The following is a 24,331-nucleotide window of genomic DNA, read 5'->3' as shown; positions in this document are numbered from 1 at the left end:
TTATAACCGCTGATTAGTGATGATAGAGATGATTTACTTTGATTGTATTATTGATTGAAAGATTTGAATGATTGACATGAACTTTACGAAACATCTACAAACCTTTCAATTAAGCGGTAGTTCATTTGAATTATTTATACCCCTACAATCAGAGGTTCAGCAAGCTTATTTACAGCAAAAAGCGCTAGATGAAAATGTAGATTTTCCTTATTGGGCAAAGGTTTGGCCGAGTGCTATTGGCTTGAGTATATTTTTACAGCAGCAGCCTCAATTGTTACAAGATAAACGTGTATTAGAATTAGCTGCAGGTTTAGGTTTGCCATCGTTAGTAGCTGCAAAATATGCGCAAACTGTGTGTTGTAGCGATTATGTGCAAGCACCATTAGACTTTGTAAAAGCCTCAGCCGACCATCATCAGTTTACCAATATCGACTACCAGATTATTAACTGGTTTGCTGTGCCAAATACTATTACTACAGATGTTTTATTGCTAAGCGATATTAACTACGAGCCAGCTGCTTTTGCGGTGCTTTTTCAGATGATACAGGCATTTCTTGCCAAACAAACAACCATTGTTTTAAGCACACCACAGCGCTTATTGGCCAAGCCTTTTATTGCGCAGTTGCTACCATTTTGCACATTACAAAAAGAGATTAAAGTGCTAGAAAATGGCGAGCCTGTATGGGTGCAGGTGCTAATATTACAGCAGCAGTAAGGCTTTTGAAGTGGTGTAAATTTGTTGATGTTAATAGTATCATAAAATTATTGTTACCTTTAACAAAAGCATTTTCTCCCCATAACACCAACATGAAAATAATTGCTGTATACAACATTAAGGGTGGTGTAGGTAAAACTACCACAACCATTAACTTGGCGTGTTTGCTTGCAAAAATGAATTTAAGTGTGTTGGTTTGGGATTTAGACGCACAAGGCGGTACTAGTTTTTTCTTCAACAGGTCGCACCAGAATAACCAAAATTTTGGAAAGCTTTTTAGTAGCTACATTTCTATTTACGAAGTGATACAACCTGCAGATACTTACCATATTGATATTATAGCTAATGATGCTAATTTCTCTGACCAATTTATTAACCATGCCTCACAGCTTACGAAGCTTGATTTTTTAAGTAATCAGTTGGTAAAAAATATATTGGCTAAAGTTGCTGATGATTATGATGTAGTAATTATTGATTGCCCACCTGGAAAGTTTACACTGCACGACAATGTTTTTTGTGCAACTGACTTGCTTTTAGTACCTAACATTCCTGCACCATTGTCTATGTATTGCAATGATATGTTGCTAGCAGCGATGCAAAAACTACAGACATCAAAAGCCACAATTTTCAGCTTTTTTAATATGGTGCAAATACAAAAGAAACTGCACAAAACGTACTTGGCTGGCGAAGCTTCATTAATTAATCAGCTAGAAAATTATATCCCTTTTTATTCAGAGATAGAAACCATCAGCCAAAGTAAAACCTCAATCTTTCACCAACTGAAAGACACTAAATCTATTGTTTACTACGAGAATCTTTGGGATGAAATTTGTGTAAAAATGAGTTGGGATATTTTTAGAGTTTATAGAGGTAAAGTGGTTGAATTAAAGCCTGATATTGCTGCTACTTTTTCTGAAAATGTACAACTTTCTCAATCTTTGTAGCTAGTACTACCTACGTTCATCAAAAACCTACTGTAGCTTTGTAAACAAAAGCCCACATTTGTAGTTTGGTTGTCGAAATTGTGCGTATGCCCCCTAAAAAGTTATTGTATTTTATTGTGTTTTTGTTATTGTCTGTTGTGGGCAGCAAAACTTTATTGGCACAATGTAGTAGCAGTATTAATACCTATCCGTATACGCAAGATTTTGAAGCCTCAAATGGTGGCTGGTTTGTAGGTGGTACATCACCAAGTTGGGTGTGGGGCGAAGTAAGAAAACGTGTCATTAGCCAAGCCAATAGTGGTGTAAATTGTTGGGTTACCGGTGGGTTGACGCAAAGCCAATACAATAATGGTGAAAACTCATACATCCAAAGCCCTTGCTTTGATTTATCGTCATTGACCAATCCTTATTTAACGGTTAAAGTGTTTTGGGAAACAGAAAATCGCTATGATGGCGCTAGCTTACAGTATTCAATAGATAGTGGCAGGACGTTTCAACCATTAGGTACTTATGCTGACGGGCAAGCTTGCCCCTATGATAATTGGTTTAATACGCAAACGATTAACACACTAGGCAGTGCTGGCTGGACAGGCAATATTCAGCCCACAGCAGCTTGTAATGGTGGTTTGGGTGGTGGTTTAGGTAAATGGGTTTCTGCAAAACATGCTCTGAATTTTTTAGCTGGCCAAACGCATGTTATTTTCAGATTTACTTTTGGCGCAGGTAATAGGTGTAATGATTATGATGGCTTTGCCATGGATGATTTTACCATTGGCGAAGTGCCTGCTAATAATGCCAATTTTACTTACACCTGTAGCGTAAATAGGTATGTACAGTTTAATGGTAACGATGTTGTTTGCCCATCTACTTACACATGGGATTTTGGTGAACCTTCTACTGGTGTAAACAATATTGGTACTGGTCAGGCACCATCACACAGTTATAGTGCGCCGGGTGTTTACACGGTTAAGCTTACAGTCACACATCCTACATTAGGTACAGTTACTTCATCGCAATCGTTGAATGTGATAGATGTAAGTACTACGGTAATTAAAAATGTAAATTGTTATGACTCTGCAACTGGTAGTGCACAGGTGCAAATCATTGGCGCAGCCAATAATTATCAATACATATGGAATACTGTGCCTACGCAAAACACAGCGCTAATAAGCAATGTAAAAGCAGGTACTTATACCGTCACTATTATTGCACCAAATACCTGTACGGTTCAAGCTACAGCAACCATTACACAACCTACGGCAGCAACTGTACAAGCACTTAATTTGGTGAACCCAAAATGTACCACTAAGGGTAGTGTAGAGCTTACTATTACTGGTGCTACACCACCTTATACTTACCAATGGTTGCCTAATGTAGCTAGTACTAATAAAGCAACTAATTTATCAGCAGGTGACTATGGAATAAAGGTGTATGATGCGAATAATTGCTTTGTAAATATTACCAATGCTACATTGGTAGATTTGCCCAACACTTTAAAGGTTAACATTGGTAGAGATACCACCATTTGCCCTGGCCAAACTTATGTGCTAAATGCAGGTACGGGTTATGCAAGTTATAAGTGGCAAGATGCTTCTACAAAAGCCACTTTTTCGGTAGTTAATACGGGTAATTATTATGTAACAGTTACTGATAAAGATGGTTGTACTGCTACTGATAGTGCTTATGTAACAGTTAATTGCGATGATATTTTCTTCCCCAATGCCTTTACACCAAATGGTGATTACAGAAATGATACGTTTGGTCCTTGGGGCAATATTACAGCTGTTACAGATTATACGTTTAAAGTGTTCAATCGCTTTGGTGAAGTGATATTTGCTACCAATAATCCTGCTAAAAAATGGGATGGCCGTGTAAATGGAAACTTGCAGGCAGGTGTATTTGTATGGTATGCTAATTATAGCATTCGCTCTCGTACCAATATTACTCAGAAGGGTACGGTGATGATAGTGCGATGATGTATTAAATGATTACTGTTATAAAAACAAATGCCTCTTGTATTATTCAAGAGGCATTTGTGTGTAAGGCATTAAATGTTATTTCTTCTTTTTCTTGCTTGTATTTAGCAATGTATTTTGTAAATTATTGTAGATAACAGTTTTGTAGTTAATGGTATCTATTAAGGCACTGTTTTTTACTTTCAGTAAATGTATTTCGTTTAAAAGAGAATCTTTTGTGTAGTTCCATTGCGATTTATAGTAGCCTATCGAATCGAACTTAGGTACTGTAATTACTGGTGTGGTAACTACAGGTGCAATTGTTTCTTTTACAGGTGCTATGGTAGGCGTAACATCTGGTTTTACAACACCACCAGATACTGTTATTACGCGTATGTCGCCCAGCGATACATTACTAATGCGATTAACATACTTAGGTATTTTAGTATATCTTACACCAGCACATTCTGCTGCGCTTACCCAGCCACTTTGTCCATTTGCTTTTGCTACATCACCATTGCTACCAGAAGCTATTTCGCCTGGTGCTAATGAAAGTTTAAAGCGAGTAGAAACAATATTGCCACAAGTAGTACGTGCAGTTAAAATACCAGTAACTGTTACTGCTACTTTATTATCATTTCTAAAATACACTAAAAAACCTTGGCCGCTTGTAAGGCTATATTCATGTGAGCCTGGTGCTAATAGCACACCTGATACTGTTTGGCTAACATAGTTTTTCCACGGGCTATTTTCTTGAGCGTTAGTAGAACAAGTAATAAAGAGCAACATAATGCTACTGATTATTTGAGACAGATGCTTCATACATATTTTTTGTTGAGTGAATAATTCTAAAAACGCTTTTCACAGTAGGATGGCTAAACGTTGCCCAGCTTTCTTTACAAAGATCAGGCAACTAATACTGTGAAACGTAATTAATACAGTAATTATTATATCAACAGCTTTATAATTTATTTAATAGCAGTTATTGAAAGCTAGAAAAGGTTTTGAAATAATAAAACTCTTTCAAGAAGTATAAGTGTTATTAATAAAATTTATATAATTTCAATTTTGAAATTGTACCCAAAATTTTAATGTTAAAATAATTCTGCTCACCATAAAAAAATATAGGCATTGTAAAGACTTACAACGCCTTTACGAACCCTAAACCAAAATCTGTTTAGTAATTGTTTAAATAATTTCGTTTAATCAGCACCATCAGTTTTACCTCTTTGTACTGCATAATTGCCAATGTTTTTACCAACCACTAAACCTATTGAACAATCGCTTCTATAGTGAATACCACCATACATTCTAGAGTTTGAAGCTTCTTGCGCCATATTGCTGTAAGCTGTTGCCCTTTCTGGAATGATATAGCCTAAAATAGTTGCAGCAGCACCACTAAACGTTGAGTGGCCAGAGATGTATGCAGGGAAATTTGGTACGCCTGTGGTTGTTTTTATCTCAGGATTTAGCTGACTTGGTCTTGGATTGAAATAAAAGTATTTTGTATCCCAACAAACGATGGCTGCATCCATTAAACTCATGTTAAGCAAAGCCATATTTCTAGCCCATCTTACTTCGCTAAAGTTTTTACCAATAAAATCTTCACTTGCAATGGCGTTCCAATGGCCTGGTGGTGTGTAAGTACCGACACCATCTGCCCAAAAATGTACAATGCTTGTTTGCTCTTGTGTAGGATTTTTTACAAATTGATATACCTCTTCTAACTCAGTTTTCATTTGTTGGCTACCAGTAGAAGGTGGTGGTCCTGGGCGTAATGAAATAGCCGTTAATGAATCGAATAAGAAAGCTTTTACCTTGCCAAATAATGGTAACATTGGTGGACGCTTTGGCGTTTCTAAACTGTACCAAGGTATTTCGCCTTTGGCAATGGCATCGGTTTCTAGTTGTGTCCATTGTGCTTGTGTGCCTACAGCAGCACCAGCTCTATCGCCTCTAGCCCTTACCACAAATTTTTGTGCCACAGCATTACCTAAAGCTTCGCCTGCATCTATATCGCTTCTCACATTTGCGCCAGCAATTAAACGTGCTCTTTTGTGTTCGTCTGCTTTTTGATTGATGTAATCTTGGTCGCCAGGAAATAATAATCTAAGCATAGTAACAGTAGCACCTTCTATTACTGCATCTTCTGATGGATAAGATGGTAAATCTGACTTAGGAATAAGCGATGTAACGGTTGCATCTACTTTATAAGGTGCAGCACGATTATATAATTTTTTGTAATAGTAAGCCGATACCAAAGCATCGTATTGCGCAGCACTTACATAAGCGTAAGCCCTAGACGCATAAGGCGGATTTGAAAATGGAAATAATGGATAAGCCAATGGATTATTAGCACTAGGAAAAGGATAAGTACCATCTTCATTTTGGTAAGGTGGTAAGTTATGCTTTGCTACCAATGTGCGCAAAATTTCATTCCAGCGTAACACAGCACCAGCGCACCAATATTTCACTATCCTTTCATCATCGCTCGTTCTATTGGCTTGTAAAGCCTTAATCTCATTTATTTGAATGATATAATCTGGTGTACCTGTTGCAATTGGTGCTGCCACTGCAACATCGGTAGGTGCACTTAATAAAATCGGTTTCCAAGTGCCAGCATTTAAGTCTATGTTAGTAGGGGCTAAAGCTGGTGCATCAGCTGTTCTGTCTTCAACTTTTTTGTTGCATGACAAGTAAAGCAGTGCACCAATGGCAAGTGTTGATATGGTGAAAAATGACTGCTTCATATTATTTGGTTTCAGAATCGTTAGAAGATTTTTGTTTACGAGTAAAGTCGATAATGTAGAAAAGTGAGGCATTGTAAGTAGTAGCCTGGCCTACATTTCTGCCAGCAATTACAGTGCTTGTATTACCCACAAGCGATAAACCGTGTGACGGTAAAAAAGTATATTTAAAACCTGCACCAATGCTTGTTGCGTTCATCCTGTTACTAGGAAAAGGCATGTTGTTTCTGGTAATATCAAAGCCACCTAAAGTGGTCCAGTTATTGGCAAATGCTTCTGCAATTAACCAGCCACTTCTAAAACCTGTTCTAAAGTTAAAGTTGGCCGCATCAGGCATTTCAATTTCATTACTTGCAATTAACTCTGTGGTGTAATAAGACGTTCTATCAATTTTTACATTGCTTCTAGCCACATAAGTAGCAGAGGCAGTTGTAAAGAAATGGCCTACTTGATAATCTAGTATTACTCTGGCACTAGCTGTTTTACTTTTTAAGCCAATAGATAGAGGCAAATAATCTGCTGTATAATTACTTAATGGTGTAGAAATACCGCCCAATAAATACAATGAAAATACACCTTTGCCCAAGTCTTTTTCAATAGGCATCCATTTTACAAACAGGCTTACATCTTGAAAGCCCTTCATGCCTTTTAATGTACCTGCAGAGGCCTTGGTGGAAATGTATGGTACGTTAAATAAAATATTCAATTTGCCATTAACGCCATAAGCACCCATAACGCCAGCGGTACTTGTAGATACTGTGCCAAGATTAAGATTCTCTCTTTTTAGTGAGCCTTCCCAATAGTTTTTCCAGCTGCTGTAGCCATACATTGGGCCTACACACAGTTGATTTTTTGACATCATGATAGCATCAAAATCGGTTTGTGCAGTTACTTGTTTTAAAGCAACAAAGCACACCAATAATGCGATGATTATTTTTGAGTAAAGTTTCATTTTGGTTTGTGTAAATGATAAGAGAAATCATACTGTAAAATCTTTAGAACATGGCAATCCAAAACCTAAAAGGTATACAGTGATAGTTACTCAAAAGGATTTGACACTTTTAAGTAATTACAACAATAAAGTAGTTGCTAATAGTAGCTAACTACTTCTTCATCTTTAATTTTTGTACTACAAATTGCCCTACTTTTTTGCCTTGTTCTGTGCTTTCTATGCAAGAAGGGTGAAAGTGAATACCACCGTAAAATCTAGCCCAATTGTTTTCTAAGGCTGCGTCTCTAAAAGATTTGAAACTTCTACTTTTAATACCAAACTCAAGCTCAGTGCTATCTGTGTAGGCAAAGTTGTCGCCAAAAACATCTGTCAAGGCTTCAGCAGCAGCAGAGGAAATGGTAGAGTGCCCACAAGTATATTCAGGAAACGCTGGTGTTTGTAAAAAAGGGCGCCATTCTGGGTCAATATATTTGTTAATCACCGTTTCTGGGCGTACTGTGTTGTAGGTATATTTAGCGTTCCAGCATTGTATAAATGCATCAAATAATGCAATAGATGTTTTTGCGTAAGCAAATACTGTATTGGCATAATCTACCTTAGCTGTTTTTGATGCAATACCTATCACGCTCATCCAGTGACCAGAAGGTGAGAATTTTTTTGTGGCAAACATTAAATGGCCAGATACATTGAGTTTAAAAGGATTGTCGTCCCAGAATTCTGCTATATGCTTTTGCTCGTCAGTAAGGCTATCAACTGCATGTTTTAACGCTATCACCTGCTGATAATAAGCACTGTTTTTGTCAGTGATATTAAAAGGAATAGGTGCAGGGGCAATAAACTGCGATGCACTATCAAGCGCTAAAGTTCTTATCTCTTTCCAATGTGGTTCTGCAGCTTGTGCATACATAGGTGGTGTAGGTACCCAACGGCCAGGAATATCTTTTACAGTATACTTCTCGGCACTACGTGTTTGTGCGTAATTGTCTTTTTTACTCCAGCGAATAATGCTCATGCTCATGCTGTCAGCAAAAGTTTGAGACGCTTTTTCTACAGCTTTTGGCAAGCCTTTATCTCTTGCCAAAAGCAAAATGCTATCTCTGTACAGTTGCATGCTACCTTCAGGAAAAGTAACTGCTTCACCTACTTTTACATAGGCCAAAAAAGCAGCCAATTCATAATCAATCGGTTCTGTAGTATTTGGCTTTGCCACTACTTTTAAATCGTGAATTTGATTTACTAGCGATTGATATTTATCAGGATAGCCAGCCGCTACAATTTCGTAAGCTGCAATAGCTGCGTATGTGTAGTTACGAGCCGCAATCATTGGCGGAAAATTATTGCCCATTACCACACTGTTTAGCTCATGTACGGTATTTGAAAATAATTGTGGATCGTGTAAAAAAGTTTTATACTCGTTGTTGGGTTTACATGCGAATAATGATACTGCTACGCAAAAGCATATAATAAGACGTCTCATCTGTTAGATTGAATTTAAAGCCATAGAAAACATACCGCTACCGCAAAAGGGTACACGGCATTTTATTAAGGGTAATTTTTACGAATAAAAACTTACGCTTGCGGTGGCCTTATTAATTGCTGTAAATAGCTAGTAGTAGTAATGTTGTGAATGGTGGCATTGTAGGTTTTGCCATTGGCTAAAGCCAAAATTTGCCATTCAGTAATGTGGTTTACAAAATCTTCAACAGCAAATTTTGCTGTGCTATTATTTGTTTTTTTTGATGTATTGTGATTAGCAACATCTGTGGTTTTACCAAGTAAGTCGTTGGCTTTTTGTGCTATGGTATTACGTTCTGTATGACGAATACATTGCAAATACATGGTGTCTTTGTCAACTTTGCGTTGTACATATTTGTACGTTTCGCCAGCTACAGTTACTTCACCATCTACACGTTCGTAGCTAGACCAATTGGTTTGGTAAGGTAAGTTGATAGGAATTTTTACAAGAAATAAATCAGCCTCGCTGTAAGTTTTATTGTCTAATGCAGTTTCTAAGCGTTCATCTGCTTGTTGCAAGCGCATATTTACAACCAATCTGTATCCAATAGTATTGAACAGAAAAAGGCATAGCAATGATATGGTGGCAAATTGGCGAAGCATTCGAGAAACAAAGTAAACTCGTAAATGCTTAACAATTCATTATCATTTGCCCAAAAACAGAAGAAAATGTACACCGCAAATGTTTGCGCTAGTCTTTATCGCGGTCAAATTTCTTTTTAAGGTATTGCAATACGGTCGGATCTTCTAAGCCTTCCATGTCACTCAGCTCAAGTTCTAGCGCTTTGGTGCTTAATTGAATCTCTAATAATGATAGTGCTAATGAGCCTGCAAACAACAATAAACTAATGGCAAAAATCCATCTTGCAATTTCAAAATGCTCGGTATAAATAAAGTACATACACAGCAGGCAACCCAAAAAAGTGCTTACACCAAGGGCTTGCATGTTTTTAATCAACTTTAAACGATAGCGTAAGTTTTTTATTTGCCCATGAATAATATGCTTCTGTTCGTTATCGCTTGTGTATTTATCGTGAAGTTGTCTTATGCGGCTAGACAATGCTAAAAAACGGTTAGTATAAGCCAACATAATTAAGCTGATGGCAGGAAACAATAGGGCAGGCGTGTTAATTGTAATATCCATGAAGGCAAGATACTAAAAAAGTGAAACGTGAGAGGTGAATAGTGAAAAGAACATAACTGAATATGGGTTTCACGTTTCACCTCTCACGTTTCTCAAAGTCTTCTTACATTCTAAAATTCAAAGGCACATTTACTTTTACGCTGAAGTTTCTGCCCATATTAAACACACCTGTTCTGCCAGTTACTAGGTTTTCACCAGCATATTTTAAGCGACTTAAATGGTTTTGGTAAGCCACATCGGTAATATTATTTAAGCTAAGATTTACGCTAAATAATGTTTTGCCCTTACTTGTAAATTCTGTACCTGTACCAATATTAAACAAGGTATAGCCATCGGTTGGTGTTTCGGTATTGTACGCTGTAAATACTCTGTTTTGTGTGGCTACATTATCCATTTCTAGTTTTACATAAAAATTCTTTAAGGCTTTGCCAATGGTTTTAAAATCACCTCTTAATTCGCTTTGTAATCTTGGTGAAGGCACAAATGGCAACTTGTTAGAGCCTTCGTAGCTTTGATTAAATTGGCCAGCAACCAACGAAAAACTATTTTCAAAATGTAGCCAATCTAATGGATGTGGATGGATATCTAATTTTGCTTCAAAGCCATATAAACTTGCTTGCGATTGTCTAAATTTAAAAGCAGTAATCACATTGCCTGCACCATCATCTACCAATGAATCACCACCACCTGCACTTTCTAACTTGCTGTAAAAAATATAGTTACTGATATTGTTGTAAAAGGCACTTAAACCAAAGCTTACATGTGGTGTATTTACATCAATACCACCATCTATTTGAAAAGAAGTTTCTGTTTTTAAATTATTGTCACCATACTCATAGCGGTTAGTGCCTTCATGTGCACCATTGCTTGCTAATTCACTTACGCTAGGGCTTCTATAACCTCTTGCCACATTTAGTTTTACTGTTACTGCTTCTGATGCATTGTAGCTTGCGCCAATGCTACCACTAACATTGCCAAAGTTTCTATCAAAAGCGGCAAATTTTAAAGTACCATTACTACTGTAAGCCTTGCCTGTTACTTGTCTTGTATCGCCTCGTAAACCACCGCTAACTGTAAGTTTATCAAACGTTTTTTTAGTAGTAATGTATGCACCAAAATCAAACTGATTGTATTCTGGAATCAATACCTCATTGGCTTTGTTTTCATTTTGTTGATACATGCCATTTACACCAATAGCGGTACGCCAACTGTTTTTCTCAGCAAATAAATATTGTAAGCTGTAGTTAATGGTTTGTAAGTTAAAATACAAATCAGGTGTAGTAGGTGCGGTGTAATCACCAAATTCTCTACGTTGGTTTCTTTGATAGCCAAGGTTTACAGCCAATCTGCCTTTACCTAAAGCTATGTTATTGTCGGTAGCAATTTTAAAATGTTGTACGTGTTGGTAAGGTGTAAATAAGTCTCTGCTGTTAAGTTCTTCGTTAGTAGCTATATGCTCATCAGGTGTGCCAGCATTTACTAAAAACTTACCAGTAGTAGCATCTCTTTCACCTTCAACCATACCTATTTTTTGGTTAAAATTACTTACCAATAAATGGCTGTAGCCCCATGATTTATTAATACCAATATAGCCACCAAAATTGCGCTCATTAAAGCGGCTATTAAATACTTTACCATCGTATTTGTTTTGATAGTCTGCCGCAGATTTGTAAGAACCATACACGGTAAAGTTGATGCCGTTTTTAAAATGCGCAGCCACATTAGCATTAGTACCGTACAGGTTATTGTTATCAGTGTAGCTACCAAGAATATTGGCTTTTAAAGTGCCTTTTTCAACAGGTACATTGGTTATTAAATGCACCACACCAGCCATCGCATCGCTGCCATACATTAGTGATGCTGGGCCTTTCAGCACTTCTACACGTTGTACGCTATATTCATCTATTTCTATACCATGTTCATCACCCCATTGTTGGCCTTCTTGTCTAATGCCATCGTGTACAGTAACTACACGGTTGTAACCTAAACCTCTAATAACTGGTTTTGAAATAGCTTGCCCAGTAGATAAACCATTTACACCTGGTACTAACTTACTTAAGGCATCAATAATATTGCTAGAAGATGTTTGTAAAAGGTCTGACTTTTTAACCACACTTACAGGTTGTGGTGATTGCTTGGTTTTTGTTGCAGAAGCGACACCTGTAACAGTTACAGCTTCTTGTTCAACAGCCGATTCTTTAAGGCTAAAGTTTTTAATAGCATTGTCAGTAATCTCAACGGCTTCTATAATGGTTGCATAGCCTATATAGCTTACTTCTACCAAGTATTTACCAGCAGGAATATTATTAATCGCATAGTTACCATTTGCATCGCTTGCTACACTTATTTTAATATCGTGTAAAAAAATATAAGCACCAGCTAATGTCTTGCCAGTTTTGGCATCATTGATGCTGCCGTGCAAACTACCTTTTGCTACCTGTGTAACTACAGTTGTATTGTTTGTAAATGATTGTGCAAAAGCGGATAAAGTTGCTAAGGCGCACATAAACAATAAACTAATAAGCTTCTTCATACTGATAAATATTTGATACAATGTTGCAAATATAGAACGATTGAATTAATTGCAACAGTATTGCAAATATTTTTTCGATAGATTTTCATAGAAGGCAAAAAGGCATCACCAAACGGTAATGCCTTTTATTTGTGAGTTTAAATTCTAATGATAACTATATCATTTTCAATACTTCTTCTATTAATTCACCTTTGGTAATAGGTATACCCATTATTTTGTTATAGGCTTTTGCATCTACCATATATTGGTCACGAATTATTTTTACTAACTGACCATTATTAATTTCCGGTATTAACACGTGGCCGAAGCTTTTAATAATATCGCCTAGGTTTTTAGGAAAAGGACGCATGTAACGAATATGCGCATGGCTTACTGCATGCCCCATCGCATTTAAATCTAAAACAGCACTTTTAATAGCACCAAATGTGCTGCCCCAACCTAAAATCAATACTTTACCTTTTTCAGGGCCAACCTCAATTTTTTGTTCAGGTATATAATTGGCTATAGTATCTACTTTAGCCTGACGAATCTTCACCATGTGTTGGTGATTGTCTGCATCGTAGCTAATATTACCAGTAACATCTTGTTTTTCTAAACCACCTATGCGGTGTTCAAAACCAGCTGTACCAGGCACCGCCCACGGACGTACAAATTTTTCATCTCTTTTGTATGGTAAAAACTTGTCTTCGCCTTCGCTTAGTGAAGTTTTAAAACTTACTGCAATGTTTGGTAAATCAGCTGATTGAGGAAAACGCCAAGGCTCTGCACCATTAGCAATATAACCATCGCTTAGCAAAATCACAGGTGTCATGTGTTGCAATGCAATACGTACTGCTTCAAATGCTACATCAAAGCAATCGCTTGGTGTGGCTGAAGCAATAATAGGCATAGGACATTCACCGTTTCTACCATAGTAAGCCTGCATTAAATCGCTTTGCTCAGTTTTAGTAGGCAAGCCTGTAGAAGGCCCACCACGCTGAATATTTACTATTACCAAAGGAATTTCAAGCATTACTGCAAGACCCATCGCTTCGGTTTTTAATGCCATACCAGGGCCACTTGTTGTGGTTACACCAATGCTACCGCCATAGCTTGCGCCAATAGCTGCCGTAATACCTGCAATTTCATCTTCTGCTTGAAATGTGCGAATGCCAAAGCTTTTGTACTTACTCAGTTCATGCAGAATATCAGATGCAGGTGTAATAGGATAGGTACCTAAAAACATTGGTAAGCCACTTTTTTCTGTAGCAGCAATTAAACCGTAAGATAAAGCTTGGTTACCCATAATACTACGGTATAAACCCGGCTTCATTTTGGCTTTTTCTACTGTATATCTAGTAGTAAAAGCTTCTGTGGTATCGCCATAGTTGTAGCCAGCTTGCAATACCTTAATATTACTTTGTAAAATGGTTTCTTTTTTGCCAAATTTCTCCTCTAGAAAATCGATGGTATTATCTAATTTTCTGTTATACATCCAATAAATGAAACCAAGAACGAACATGTTTTTAGCACGGTCACGTTCTTTTGTACCCAAATCGGTAAACTCTTTTAGCGCTTCACGGGTTAATTTGGTAACATCTATTTTTATTAATTCATAGCTATCTAAGCTACCATCTTCAAGTGGATTAACGCCTTCAGGGTAATTTGCTAAGCGTAAATTTTTGTTATCAAAACCCTCGATATTGGCAATAATTTTACCGCCAGGCTTAATGCTTTTTAGGTTTACTTTTAATGCAGCAGCATTCATTATTACCAATACATCACAAATGTCGCCAGGTGTAAATACTTGATTACTAGAAAAATGTACCTGAAAACCACTTACACCAGGTACTGTACCTATTGGGGCACGTATTTCGGCAGGAAAGTCAGGAAAAGTGGCCAAATCAATACCTAATAAAGCGGTATTATTGGTAAATTGCTGACCCGTAAGCTGCATACCATCACCACTATCGCCTGCAAATTTTATTACAACGTCTTGTAAAACTTCTTCGTGTGTGTTCATCCTAAAAATATAAGGTTCATGTAACTAGCATGACCGATTATGAGAAAGTCTACTTTTTAAATAGGCTGCAAAGTTAATAGTTGCAGCAATGTTATAAAAGCAAATTTCTAGTTGCGACAAATTAAATGCTTGTTAAGATGCACAATCATTAAACAATTGCCACAAGAGGTAGTATATATTTGCAGGCTAAGTTTTTAAAAAATGGGTACTTTGAAATTGCGTGTTGTAGGTATTTTATTATTAGCCAGTTGGGTAATGAGTTGCCAAAACCCATCGTTTTCTGCGGTGGCAACAGAAGATAAAAAGCCTAAAAAAAGTGTAGCGCTAATAGATAAATTTGAGCGTAAACCTTTTGTACACGATAGTACTAAAAATTACATCTACCTTACTTTTGATGATGGCCCACAAAATGGTACGCAAACCTGTTATGATTTATGTAAGCAGCTTGGTATAAAAGCCACTTTTTTTATGGTAGGGCAACATGCTAATAGCGCAAAAACAAAAGCCGTAGTGGCTGAAATTAGAGAAGCTTATCCGCAATTTTTGCTCACTAATCACAGTACCACACATGCTAATGGTCATTACAAATATTTTTACCAACATCCAGAAATGGCTAAAGAAGATTTCTTTTTAGCCCAAAAAACACTGAACGTACCGTATAAAATCATTCGCTTACCTGGTAATAGTGCTTGGGTTTTAAAAGACACATTGAAAGCGTCGCATTTGGTAGATAGCACATGTATTTTATTAGATAGTGCCGGTTACAACGTAATTGGTTGGGATGTTGAATGGAACTTTAATCACAAGAGTGCTAACCCTGTACAAAAGCCACAGCGCATGGCAGATATTGTAGACAGTGCATTGGCAAAGCCCAAGCGATTATTCACTAAAAATCATGTGGTTATTTTAACGCATGACAGAATGTTTAGAAACCCCGGCTACACTGATAGCTTAGCAAGATTTATTACATTACTAAAACAAAATCCTAGAAACGTTTTTGAAACTATTGATCATTATCCTAAACTGAAATAATATTTTAACAATGAAAAATTGACAGCTAGGGTAAGAATGGTTGTAAATTTGTAATATTGATTTTATAAAACAGAACACTATGGAACTTTTTAAATCAGGTAATCCTACATTAACACAAAAAATTTTTGATAAAAGCTACGCACACGAAGCCGCTATGCATGGTACGATGAGCGTTCGTGGTACAATTAACAAGTTTGGGTTTTTACTTCTAATGATTATTGGTGGTGCTTCATACACTTGGCATTTAAACGAATCGCTAAGACAAAATGAGATGTACACCTTTACTATGGTTGGTGCATTTGGTGGTATGATTTGCGCTTTTGCAATTATTTTCAAGAAAAATTGGGCACAATACATTGCGCCTTTGTATGCTTTGCTAGAGGGTTTATTTATTGGTGGTATTTCTGCCATTTTTAATGAAGTCTTTTCTAAAAATTATCCTGGCTTAGTATTACAAGCTGTGGGCTTAACATTTGGTGTTGCTATCTCAATGTTTTTGATGTACAATTTTAGAATCATTAAAGCCACTGAGAAATTCAAGAGTGTTATTATCTCTGCAACTGTTGGTATTGCTATATTTTATGGCCTAACTATGTTGCTACGTTTATTCAATATCACTATCCCTTTTATGTACGATAGTAGCTTATTGGGTATTGGTATCAGCTTATTTGTTGTAGCTATTGCTGCATTGAATTTAATTTTAGATTTTGATATGATAGAACAAGGTGCAGAACAAGGCGCGCCTAAATACATGGAATGGTATGGTGCATTTGGTTTGATGGTTACCATCGTATGGTTGTACATCGAAATTTTGAAATTATTAAGTCGCTTCGCAAAAAGAGACTAGTTAGTTTTTAATACATTTTCCTTAAGCCAGATTAAATCCTTAGTCTGGCTTTTTTATGAAAAATAATTAAGAAATTTTAGTAGGCTGGTAAGCGTAATACAAAATTCTATTATCTTACCCTCAATAATTAAAAAGCATCCAAACGCTATGTACATCAACCGCCTTGGCTTTTACAACGATGAGCTTGTAAACTTATACAAACAGCTTGTATTACCTCGTATGATAGAGGAAAAAATGCTGGTACTTTTAAGGCAAGGTAAAATAAGCAAATGGTTTAGTGGTATAGGGCAAGAAGCCATAAGTGTAGGTGCTACATTGGCTATGCAAGATGATGAATGGATCATGCCTTTGCATAGAAACCTTGGTGTGTTTACCACAAGGCAAATGCCTTTACACCAATTGTTTAAGCAATGGCAAGGCCACCAAGATGGCTACAGCAAAGGGCGTGAACGTAGCTTTCATTTTGGTAGCAAAGCACATCATATTTGTGGTATGATTTCGCACCTTGGCCCACAAATGGCAGTGGCAGATGGTGTGGCACTCGCTTATCAATTAAAACAACAACAAAAAGTAGCTTTAGCATTTACAGGCGATGGTGGCACAAGCGAAGGTGATTTTCACGAAGCACTCAACTTAGCAGCAGTTTGGGATTTGCCCATCATTTTTATTATTGAAAACAATGGCTACGGCTTAAGCACGCCTACTAACGAGCAATACCGTTGCGAAAGACTAGTGGATAAAGCCAAAGGCTATGGCATCATGGGCGCCAATATTAATGGCAACAATATCGTACAAGTGTACGACACGGTTAAAGCCGCAAGAGACTACTGCATTCGCAAGCAAAAGCCTTACATAATTGAATGTGAAACCTTTAGAATGCGAGGCCACGAAGAAGCAAGCGGTATAAAATATGTGCCACAAGAACTGCTACAAGAATGGAGCAAAAAAGACCCGATTAAAAATTTTGAACAGTTTTTAATTGCTGAAGAAGCCATTACAGAAATGGAAATTGCAGACATTAAACACGCTGCAAAAGCCTATATAGATAGTGAATTAAAATTAGCCGAAAACATGGTGCCTACAGTGGTAAATACCAATGTAGAATTGAATGATGTGTATGCAGATAGAATAGCGACTTATAGCTGGTTAAAAACTGTAAAAAACTACCACAACTTACAAGATTTTACAACCAAAAATACACAAGCCATTACAACAGAACTACGCTTTGTAGACGCTATCAAACAAGGCTTATTTCAATCGCTAAAAAAACATAAGAACCTTGTATTAATGGGGCAAGATATTGCTGAATACGGTGGTGTGTTTAAAGTAACCGAAGGCTTTGTAGAAACATTTGGCAAGCAACGTATACGCAACACACCATTGTGTGAAAGCGCTGTAATTGGTGCTGCATTGGGTTTATGTTTAGAAGGTATTAAAAGTGTGGTTGAAATGCAGTTTGCCGATTTTGTGTCTGTAGGGTTTAACCAAATAGTCAACAACCTTGCTAAAATACATTACCGCTGGGGGCAACATGCCGATGTGGTAATTCGTATGCCTACAGGTGCAGGTGTAGGTGCTGGGCCTTTTCATAGCCAAAGTAACGAGGCTTGGTTTACACATGTACCGGGCTTAAAAGTGGTGTATCCATCTAATGCGTTTGATGCAAAAGGCTTGTTAATTGCTGCCATTAATGATCCTAATCCTGTATTATTTTTTGAGCATAAAGCATTGTATAGAAGTGTTACAGATCTTGTGCCTGAAGCTTATTACGAAGTGCCAATTGGTAAAGCTAATCTAGTAAAAGAAGGCGATGACATAACCGTGATAACCTACGGTGCAGGTGTCATTTGGGCTACAGAATTTCAACAACAACATCCTGCAATAAGCTTACATATACTAGACCTAAGAAGCTTGCTGCCATTAGATTACGACGCTATCAAGGCCGCTGTGGCGCAAACGGGTAAAGTATTATTACTGCACGAAGACACCTTATTTGGTGGTATTGCTGGCGAGATAAGCGCATGGATAAGTGAACATTGTTTTACTATGCTTGATGCACCAATAGTACGCTGTGCAAGTCTCGATACACCGATACCTTTTAGCACACCATTAGAACAGAACTTTTTAGCCAAAGCAAGACTAAAAGAAAGCATTGATAAGCTGCTTGCTTTTTAAATTTGTACATTATTACTACCTAATTTTTATGAGAATATTTCTAAGCCTTTTTCTAGTATGTATCGGTATCTATACGGTATCTGCACAAGTACAAACGCCTATACAAAAAGCAGTAAATAATGCTTTTATGGTTACTAGAATGGCAGAGAAATTTCATGTGCAGCCAAAGCCTTTAGACGATGCATTTTCTGCTAGCATGTTTGGTGTGTTGTTAGATAAATTAGACGATGAAAAAATCTATTTTACCCAACAAGATATTGCTGCTTTAAGCAAGTATCAGTTTCAGTTAGATGATTTGGTAAAAGCCAAACAAGCTACTTTTTTACAAATGCTTACAACGCTTTACAAGCAACGCATTCAGCAGGTAGATACTATGGTTGATAATATTTGCAAGCAACCATTTAATGTAACTATTAAAAAGCAATTAACTGTTGTAGAAGATACCACTTATGCTAGCAACACTGCGGCGCAACGATTAAAAATTTACAAGCTCATGAAGCTTGCTGTGGTTCAAAATATCGCTGCTTATTTGACCAATGCAAAGCCTACGTTTAACCAGAAAAAGTTTACCGATAGTATAGAGCCAATACTAAGGCGTAAGGTACAAGCGGCCGTAAAGCGCCCTATTAAAAAGTTACTGCTACACCCAAATGATATTGATGTAGAAATAGGCAATAGTTATTGTGAAGCCATTGCTGAATGTTACGATCCGCACTCAGCATATTTCTCGTTAGATGCAAAGGCAGATTTTGAAAGTGAATTAGGCAAAAAGCCTTCTCGTTTTGGGTTTGCATTAAATGAAGATGAAGATGGCAAGGCCATTATTTCAGACCTAGCACCTGGTAGTTCTGCTTATAAAAGTGGCTTGCTAAACAAAGGCGATAAGATTACAGGCGTACAATGGGAAGGTCAAGAAAAAGTAGATGTGTCTGATAAAGATGCAGCTATGGTGAATGATTTGTTTGACAATCATTCGCAAGATAAAATGACCTTAACCGTAAAAAAAGCTGACGGTAGTACAAGGCAAGTAACCCTGCAAAGGCAAGTGATAGATAACGGTGAAGAAGACGACAAAGTGAAGAGTTTTATTTTAAAAGGTGAGAAGTCTATCGGTTATATTTCGCTGCCTGCTTTTTATGAAGATTGGGAAGAAAAAGGCAATGGTGCTAAAGGCTGCGCCAATGATGTGGCTAAAGAAATTTTAAAATTGAAGAAAGAAAATATTCAAGGGTTAATAATAGATGTGCGCTACAATGGTGGCGGCTCGCTGCAAGAAGCCATAGACCTTGCAGGCATTTTTATAGATGCTGGCCCTGTGGGGCAAATAAAAGACAAAGCTGGCAAAGTGTACACGCTTAAAGATATGAACCGTGGTACCATTTTCGATGGGCCTTTAGTTGTAATGGTAAATGGTTACAGCGCTTCTGCTTCTGAAATGCTAGCAGGTACTTTACAAGATTATAACCGAGCAGTCATTGTTGGTGCGCCTACATTTGGCAAAGCTACTGCGCAGTCTGTGTTGCCTATGGATACAACCATTAGCCTTGAAGAAAGCAACAGAAACAAACGTGCTGATAGCTACATAAAACTTACAATGGATAGGCTGTACCGAGTAAATGGTACAACTGCACAAGCAATAGGTGTTATACCAGATATTATATTGCCAGATGTACTAAGTGCAAGAGCCAGAAGAGAAGCTGATGAAAAGCAAGCATTAATAGTGCAACCAATAGATGCTAATAAATATTACAAGCCCAATGCGCCCTTAAATATTGCTGCATTAAAAGCTGCCGCAGCTACTGAAGTGGCAAGCTCAAAAGCCTTCGCAGATATCATTAGCCGCAGGCAAAAAATTATTGCCAACAAACAACCAAAAGACCAATCACTATTACTTGCAGATGTCATTCAGCAGCGCAAAAACAACACTAGCGTTGATGATGACGATGAAGAAGACGACATGCCTACTAAAGACAGTGTAAAAGCGCCTTTCACTATTATTAATCATGCTTTTGAAACCAAGCGTTTAGATGCAGATAGCAGCCAAAAAGCTATCAATGATGGCTTGAAAACTTACTTGCTAGCAGACCCATATTTGCAAACAGTATATAAGCTACTATTGTTGATGAAGTAATACACAAGCCACTGTTTGCCGCTAATACAGTAACTTGCACTTGCTAAATACCCCCATCAAGTGCTCAAAGAAATTATCATTGCCATACAGGCCTATTTTAAGGCGCATCAATTTATACAAAAGCATAAGCTTTGGAAATGGATTTTAATTCCAGGCATTATTTATACCATTTTGTTCATGGTAAGCATGTACTATTTTGGTAAAACTAGCAATAATTTCATCGAATTTTTAAGCCTAAAAACAGGCCTTAAAGTATGGCTCGATAAAATTAACAGCGGCTTTCTTGGCTTTCTGTTTACACTAGGCAGCCTCATTTTATGGGTAGCCATGATGCTGTTTTATTTCTCATTGTTCAAGTATCTATTTCTTATTGTAGGCTCGCCAGTATTTGCTTTTTTAAGCGAAAAAACCGAAGCCATTTTAGAAGGCAAATCTTATCCATTTAGCTTTTTAGAACTCACCAAAGACATCATTCGTGGCATACGCATTGCCGGCCGAAACGCCTTATGGCAAACTGTTTACAGCTTTTCTATTTTAATCATCAGCATTATTCCCATAGCAGGCTGGTTAATGCCAGTAATGGCACTATTGGTAGAGTGTTATTACTACGGTTTCTCAATGCTAGATTATAGCATGGAGCGAAACAAAAAATCTGCCGCCGAAAGCATCGCCTACGTAGGCACACACAAAGGCCTAGCCATAGGCAATGGCTTGGTATTTTACATCATGCACTTTGTGCCATTTATTGGTTGGGTGTTGGCACCAGCCTATTCGGTTATAGCCGCTACGTTAAGCATTATTGCTGTAAAAGAAAAGCAAGTAGTATTTGTTAACCAGCAGTAGTAGTAATATTTGGCAGTTGTGTAGCTTGTGCTGAGTTTACGAAGCATCTACACTTGTACGTTCTGTTCGCTGTGGGGCTTTTATCTATGCGTATAAAATCCTTGAAGATTTTACAAAACCTTCAAGGATTAGTATCACACAAAGCAACAAAGAAGGCAAAGCGCACAAAGGTTGTCATGCTGCCGATGGTTTTATTGTCATCCTGAGGAACGAAGGATCTAACGAGATTTAGAAACTAATGCTTACCACCGTCAACAGTACTACAGTACTTTGTCACCGCACCTTAGTAGTTTGAAAGTATACTTTTATAGTTTAACACCTCACTTCAGTATTTTGACATCATACTAAAGTACTTTTTCTCTATACTTTAATACTTTGACGGTACACTTTTATAGTTTGTCACCCTACTTTAGTAGTTTGACACCTCACTTTAATACTTTGACACAACACTTTTATGCTTAATACCAATAGTCACCTTATTATCCATTCAACTACTGCTCTATCATGGCAAATAAAAGGTGCAGAAAAGAATAAATTGTAAAAAAACTACGCCTAAAATTTGACATTATAAAAAAACCGTTTTACCTTCATATGGTTAAAATAATACCAACATGAACAGAAAGCAAACCAACCACCAAAACATGCACTTGGCAGTGGTAAAATTATTAGATGATAATAAAACCATTATTGACACCGAACCACTTGTAGCAGATGAGTACAGCGTATTTAAAGCCATTGTTGCAAAAATTACCACCACTAACGAGCAAAAGCAAAGCACCGATACAGGTGGCTATACCAAAAATAAAAACAAGGCGCTTGATAATGCCTTTACTATTGCCGCTGCTATTAGCGTAAAAGCAAAGCCTTATGCAAGGAAAATAAAAGACGATGTATTGCTAAAAGCCATTGACCACAGCTTTACCGACTTACACGAGCTAGCAGATGACAAAGGCATCACCATTTGCAAAGCCATGATTACCGCCTTAGAACCACACCTTACAGCGCTACAGCCCTATAAAGTAACCCAAGCCACCCTTACCGAACTTAGCAATGCCATTACTACTGCCACACCAAAAGCCGCAGAAAGAGACATTATAGATGCCACCCACATAAACAGCAATACGCAATTGGTAGACTTATTTAAGCAAGCCAAAGCCAGCCTTGTAGAGCTTGACGACTTGATGGAAGGCCAACTAAGCGACACCCATAAAGACCTTGTAGACACCTACTTTATTGCTAGAAGAATTATAGATTTAAGAGGCGGTGGTACTAGTAAGGTTGAGGAAGTGAAGAAATAAACCAAACACTTGCGCCAATACATTTATATTTGGTGTATTGGCGTGAGGTTTTTTGAAAGTGGCGGCAATTCAAGAGTTCAAAATCATTTCATGAGAACAATTACTTTTATAATAATCATCTTGATATTTACTTCTTGTGCAGCAAATAATGACGAGAAGAATGAGCAATTATCTAAAAAGGAAAGTGAAACTTCAAACCATTTGACAAATGCTAATGAATTAGTTTATAGAGATACAAATTCCTTTATGCAGTTAAAATGTGGACTTTTTATTAATAATGTTGGCGACATAGCATTTAAAGCTACTGACAATTCTTACAAAATGGACACAACAGTAAACAGCAAACCATTTGATGTCTTCTTGACAACAGTTTGGAACGCCCGCCCCTATGACACACTAAATGAAAGCAGAGATGAACTCAAAAATGTAGTTGACACTGTGACGTTACAAATACTTAGTTGGGAACATTTTAAGGACAAAAAGCATGTTTATCATTTCACGCCAATGGTCGACGGGGGTTCTTTGAGTATAATGGATTATGCTGACCCAAAAACTTTCAAAATATTAGAAAGCTATTTATATGCTGTTGATAAAAAATATTGCTATTACCGAGGTGAGAGAATAGAAGGTGCAGACAGGAATACTTTCAAGGTCGTGGACACCTCTGTTGCTTTTCATCTTGCTAAGGACAGATTTCATTTTTATGATGGCGATTCAAGAATGTCAAAGGAAGATATTAAACAAAATGGGCTAGACAACCACTAGCTCACTAGCGCTGGCCTGTGGCCAGTGCTAAAGCGTTACTTAGATCTAAAATAAATAGTCAAGTAATTGAAACAAACAAGTTAGTGACCATTTGATTAATTTTTAATTTTTTAACTCTAATAATATTTTATGAAAAAAGTACTTTCACTAGCATTTTTTGCAATCTTAATGTTCATTTCATGTAGCAAAAACTCACCTTCAAATTCAGAAAAGCAAACCGCTTCAGTTGATACTTCAAAAATCTATGGCATTTGGCATCCTGATTCTGCATATAAACCAATTGGGTATTATAAAAATTTAACTTTTGGGACAGACAAAACAATAACTATAAATCCGTTTGATCATGGTGGTAATTGGCGTTGGATAAATGATTCTTTAATATCTGTATCATTTACTTGGGGAATGGTTAGCGAAAATTGGCTGTTGATAACAAAACTTTCTGCTGATTCTTTACAATTCAAGAGTGGGTATGGGAAGGCTGACACTACTAAAATATATCCAGGTCCAAAATATTACTATCGCCGAAAACTTTAAAAAATACCACTAGCGCTGGTCTCTGACCAGTGCTAAAAAGTTACTTAGTTCTTCTCTTCTGAAATTGAATAGTCAAGTAACTAAACGACCACTAGCGCTGGTCTCTGACCAGTGCTAAAACGTTACTTAGTTCTTATCTTCTGAAATTAAATAGTCAAGTAACTGCAACGAACAGGTCAAAGACCTGCTCGAGTTTGAG

General features: G+C 37.2%; 19 protein-coding genes. 11 read left to right on the top strand and 8 right to left on the bottom strand.

Going from position 1 to position 24,331, the window contains the following annotated elements:
• Window positions 1-76 precede the first annotated feature (76 nt).
• The 3 genes from ACT9TX_RS04845 (at window position 77) to ACT9TX_RS04835 (ending at window position 3,635) form a co-directional block, all read left to right on the top strand.
• A complete protein-coding gene (locus ACT9TX_RS04845; protein WP_481337095.1) occupies window positions 77-715 on the top strand; it encodes a class I SAM-dependent methyltransferase in 639 nt (212 codons plus the stop codon).
• A gap of 92 nt (window positions 716-807) precedes the next feature.
• Window positions 808-1,659, top strand: coding sequence for a ParA family protein (locus tag ACT9TX_RS04840; protein WP_481337094.1), 852 nt, complete (start codon window positions 808-810; stop codon window positions 1,657-1,659).
• Between the two features lie 86 nt (window positions 1,660-1,745).
• Complete coding sequence (locus ACT9TX_RS04835) at window positions 1,746-3,635, top strand: T9SS type B sorting domain-containing protein (RefSeq protein ID WP_481337093.1); 1,890 nt, start codon at window positions 1,746-1,748, stop codon at window positions 3,633-3,635.
• 78 nt (window positions 3,636-3,713) lie between these two features.
• On the opposite strand, the gene ACT9TX_RS04830 is transcribed toward ACT9TX_RS04835, so the two are convergent.
• The 8 genes from ACT9TX_RS04830 to ACT9TX_RS04795 form a co-directional block, all read right to left on the bottom strand.
• Window positions 3,714-4,436 (bottom strand): hypothetical protein, encoded by a 723-nt coding sequence (locus tag ACT9TX_RS04830; protein ID WP_481337092.1) that lies wholly within the window; start codon window positions 4,434-4,436, stop codon window positions 3,714-3,716.
• A 380-nt stretch (window positions 4,437-4,816) separates the two neighbouring features.
• Window positions 4,817-6,364, bottom strand: coding sequence for a phosphatase PAP2 family protein (locus ACT9TX_RS04825; protein ID WP_481337091.1), 1,548 nt, complete (start codon window positions 6,362-6,364; stop codon window positions 4,817-4,819).
• Between the two features lies 1 nt (window position 6,365).
• A complete protein-coding gene (locus tag ACT9TX_RS04820; RefSeq protein WP_481337090.1) occupies window positions 6,366-7,313 on the bottom strand; it encodes a hypothetical protein in 948 nt (315 codons plus the stop codon).
• A 151-nt stretch (window positions 7,314-7,464) separates the two neighbouring features.
• Window positions 7,465-8,790 carry a vanadium-dependent haloperoxidase gene (locus ACT9TX_RS04815; RefSeq protein WP_481337089.1) on the bottom strand — a complete coding sequence of 442 codons (1,326 nt, stop codon included), beginning with the start codon at window positions 8,788-8,790 and terminating at the stop codon, window positions 7,465-7,467.
• A gap of 92 nt (window positions 8,791-8,882) precedes the next feature.
• Window positions 8,883-9,431 (bottom strand): hypothetical protein, encoded by a 549-nt coding sequence (locus ACT9TX_RS04810; protein WP_481337088.1) that lies wholly within the window; start codon window positions 9,429-9,431, stop codon window positions 8,883-8,885.
• Window positions 9,432-9,519: 88 nt separating this feature from the next.
• Entirely contained in the window at window positions 9,520-9,972 is a 453-nt protein-coding gene (locus ACT9TX_RS04805; protein ID WP_481337087.1) for a DUF2721 domain-containing protein, read from the bottom strand.
• A 103-nt stretch (window positions 9,973-10,075) separates the two neighbouring features.
• Window positions 10,076-12,505, bottom strand: a complete 2,430-nt coding sequence (locus ACT9TX_RS04800) for a TonB-dependent receptor (RefSeq protein WP_481337086.1) — start codon at window positions 12,503-12,505, stop codon at window positions 10,076-10,078.
• Window positions 12,506-12,659: 154 nt separating this feature from the next.
• Window positions 12,660-14,507: a 2-oxoacid:acceptor oxidoreductase subunit alpha gene (locus tag ACT9TX_RS04795; protein ID WP_481337085.1), complete on the bottom strand. Its 1,848-nt coding sequence runs from the start codon at window positions 14,505-14,507 to the stop codon at window positions 12,660-12,662.
• A gap of 210 nt (window positions 14,508-14,717) precedes the next feature.
• On the opposite strand from ACT9TX_RS04795, the gene ACT9TX_RS04790 reads away from it, so the two are divergent.
• The 8 genes from ACT9TX_RS04790 to ACT9TX_RS04755 all read left to right on the top strand — a co-directional run bounded on the left by ACT9TX_RS04790 (window position 14,718) and on the right by ACT9TX_RS04755 (window position 24,132).
• Window positions 14,718-15,539, top strand: a complete 822-nt coding sequence (locus tag ACT9TX_RS04790) for a polysaccharide deacetylase family protein (RefSeq protein WP_481337084.1) — start codon at window positions 14,718-14,720, stop codon at window positions 15,537-15,539.
• Window positions 15,540-15,618: 79 nt separating this feature from the next.
• Window positions 15,619-16,386, top strand: coding sequence for a Bax inhibitor-1/YccA family protein (locus tag ACT9TX_RS04785; protein WP_481337083.1), 768 nt, complete (start codon window positions 15,619-15,621; stop codon window positions 16,384-16,386).
• Between the two features lie 147 nt (window positions 16,387-16,533).
• Complete coding sequence (locus tag ACT9TX_RS04780) at window positions 16,534-18,561, top strand: alpha-ketoacid dehydrogenase subunit alpha/beta (RefSeq protein ID WP_481337082.1); 2,028 nt, start codon at window positions 16,534-16,536, stop codon at window positions 18,559-18,561.
• Between the two features lie 28 nt (window positions 18,562-18,589).
• Window positions 18,590-20,692: a S41 family peptidase gene (locus tag ACT9TX_RS04775; RefSeq protein ID WP_481337081.1), complete on the top strand. Its 2,103-nt coding sequence runs from the start codon at window positions 18,590-18,592 to the stop codon at window positions 20,690-20,692.
• 60 nt (window positions 20,693-20,752) lie between these two features.
• Window positions 20,753-21,535: an EI24 domain-containing protein gene (locus ACT9TX_RS04770; RefSeq protein ID WP_481337080.1), complete on the top strand. Its 783-nt coding sequence runs from the start codon at window positions 20,753-20,755 to the stop codon at window positions 21,533-21,535.
• A gap of 611 nt (window positions 21,536-22,146) precedes the next feature.
• Complete coding sequence (locus tag ACT9TX_RS04765) at window positions 22,147-22,833, top strand: hypothetical protein (protein ID WP_481337079.1); 687 nt, start codon at window positions 22,147-22,149, stop codon at window positions 22,831-22,833.
• Between the two features lie 90 nt (window positions 22,834-22,923).
• Window positions 22,924-23,598: a DKNYY domain-containing protein gene (locus tag ACT9TX_RS04760; RefSeq protein ID WP_481337078.1), complete on the top strand. Its 675-nt coding sequence runs from the start codon at window positions 22,924-22,926 to the stop codon at window positions 23,596-23,598.
• Window positions 23,599-23,727: 129 nt separating this feature from the next.
• Window positions 23,728-24,132, top strand: a complete 405-nt coding sequence (locus ACT9TX_RS04755) for a hypothetical protein (RefSeq protein WP_481337077.1) — start codon at window positions 23,728-23,730, stop codon at window positions 24,130-24,132.
• Window positions 24,133-24,331 lie beyond the last annotated feature (199 nt).

The sequence above is a fragment of the Parasediminibacterium sp. HNIBRBA5674 genome (assembly GCF_056745525.1).
The sequence above is the reverse complement of the archived record's forward strand: the minus strand, read 5'-3'. Positions and strand labels throughout refer to the sequence as shown.

What these genes read in the sequence shown, in the direction of transcription:
- ACT9TX_RS04845 (WP_481337095.1), top strand. Translation starts at nt 77, where the DNA reads ATGAACTTTACGAAACATCTACAAACCTTTCAATTAAGCGGTAGTTCA.
- ACT9TX_RS04840 (WP_481337094.1), top strand. Translation starts at nt 808, where the DNA reads ATGAAAATAATTGCTGTATACAACATTAAGGGTGGTGTAGGTAAAACT.
- ACT9TX_RS04835 (WP_481337093.1), top strand. Translation starts at nt 1,746, where the DNA reads ATGCCCCCTAAAAAGTTATTGTATTTTATTGTGTTTTTGTTATTGTCT.
- ACT9TX_RS04830 (WP_481337092.1), bottom strand. Translation starts at nt 4,436, where the DNA reads ATGAAGCATCTGTCTCAAATAATCAGTAGCATTATGTTGCTCTTTATT.
- ACT9TX_RS04825 (WP_481337091.1), bottom strand. Translation starts at nt 6,364, where the DNA reads ATGAAGCAGTCATTTTTCACCATATCAACACTTGCCATTGGTGCACTG.
- ACT9TX_RS04820 (WP_481337090.1), bottom strand. Translation starts at nt 7,313, where the DNA reads ATGAAACTTTACTCAAAAATAATCATCGCATTATTGGTGTGCTTTGTT.
- ACT9TX_RS04815 (WP_481337089.1), bottom strand. Translation starts at nt 8,790, where the DNA reads ATGAGACGTCTTATTATATGCTTTTGCGTAGCAGTATCATTATTCGCA.
- ACT9TX_RS04810 (WP_481337088.1), bottom strand. Translation starts at nt 9,431, where the DNA reads ATGCTTCGCCAATTTGCCACCATATCATTGCTATGCCTTTTTCTGTTC.
- ACT9TX_RS04805 (WP_481337087.1), bottom strand. Translation starts at nt 9,972, where the DNA reads ATGGATATTACAATTAACACGCCTGCCCTATTGTTTCCTGCCATCAGC.
- ACT9TX_RS04800 (WP_481337086.1), bottom strand. Translation starts at nt 12,505, where the DNA reads ATGAAGAAGCTTATTAGTTTATTGTTTATGTGCGCCTTAGCAACTTTA.
- ACT9TX_RS04795 (WP_481337085.1), bottom strand. Translation starts at nt 14,507, where the DNA reads ATGAACACACACGAAGAAGTTTTACAAGACGTTGTAATAAAATTTGCA.
- ACT9TX_RS04785 (WP_481337083.1), top strand. Translation starts at nt 15,619, where the DNA reads ATGGAACTTTTTAAATCAGGTAATCCTACATTAACACAAAAAATTTTT.
- ACT9TX_RS04780 (WP_481337082.1), top strand. Translation starts at nt 16,534, where the DNA reads ATGTACATCAACCGCCTTGGCTTTTACAACGATGAGCTTGTAAACTTA.
- ACT9TX_RS04775 (WP_481337081.1), top strand. Translation starts at nt 18,590, where the DNA reads ATGAGAATATTTCTAAGCCTTTTTCTAGTATGTATCGGTATCTATACG.
- ACT9TX_RS04765 (WP_481337079.1), top strand. Translation starts at nt 22,147, where the DNA reads ATGAACAGAAAGCAAACCAACCACCAAAACATGCACTTGGCAGTGGTA.
- ACT9TX_RS04760 (WP_481337078.1), top strand. Translation starts at nt 22,924, where the DNA reads ATGAGAACAATTACTTTTATAATAATCATCTTGATATTTACTTCTTGT.
- ACT9TX_RS04755 (WP_481337077.1), top strand. Translation starts at nt 23,728, where the DNA reads ATGAAAAAAGTACTTTCACTAGCATTTTTTGCAATCTTAATGTTCATT.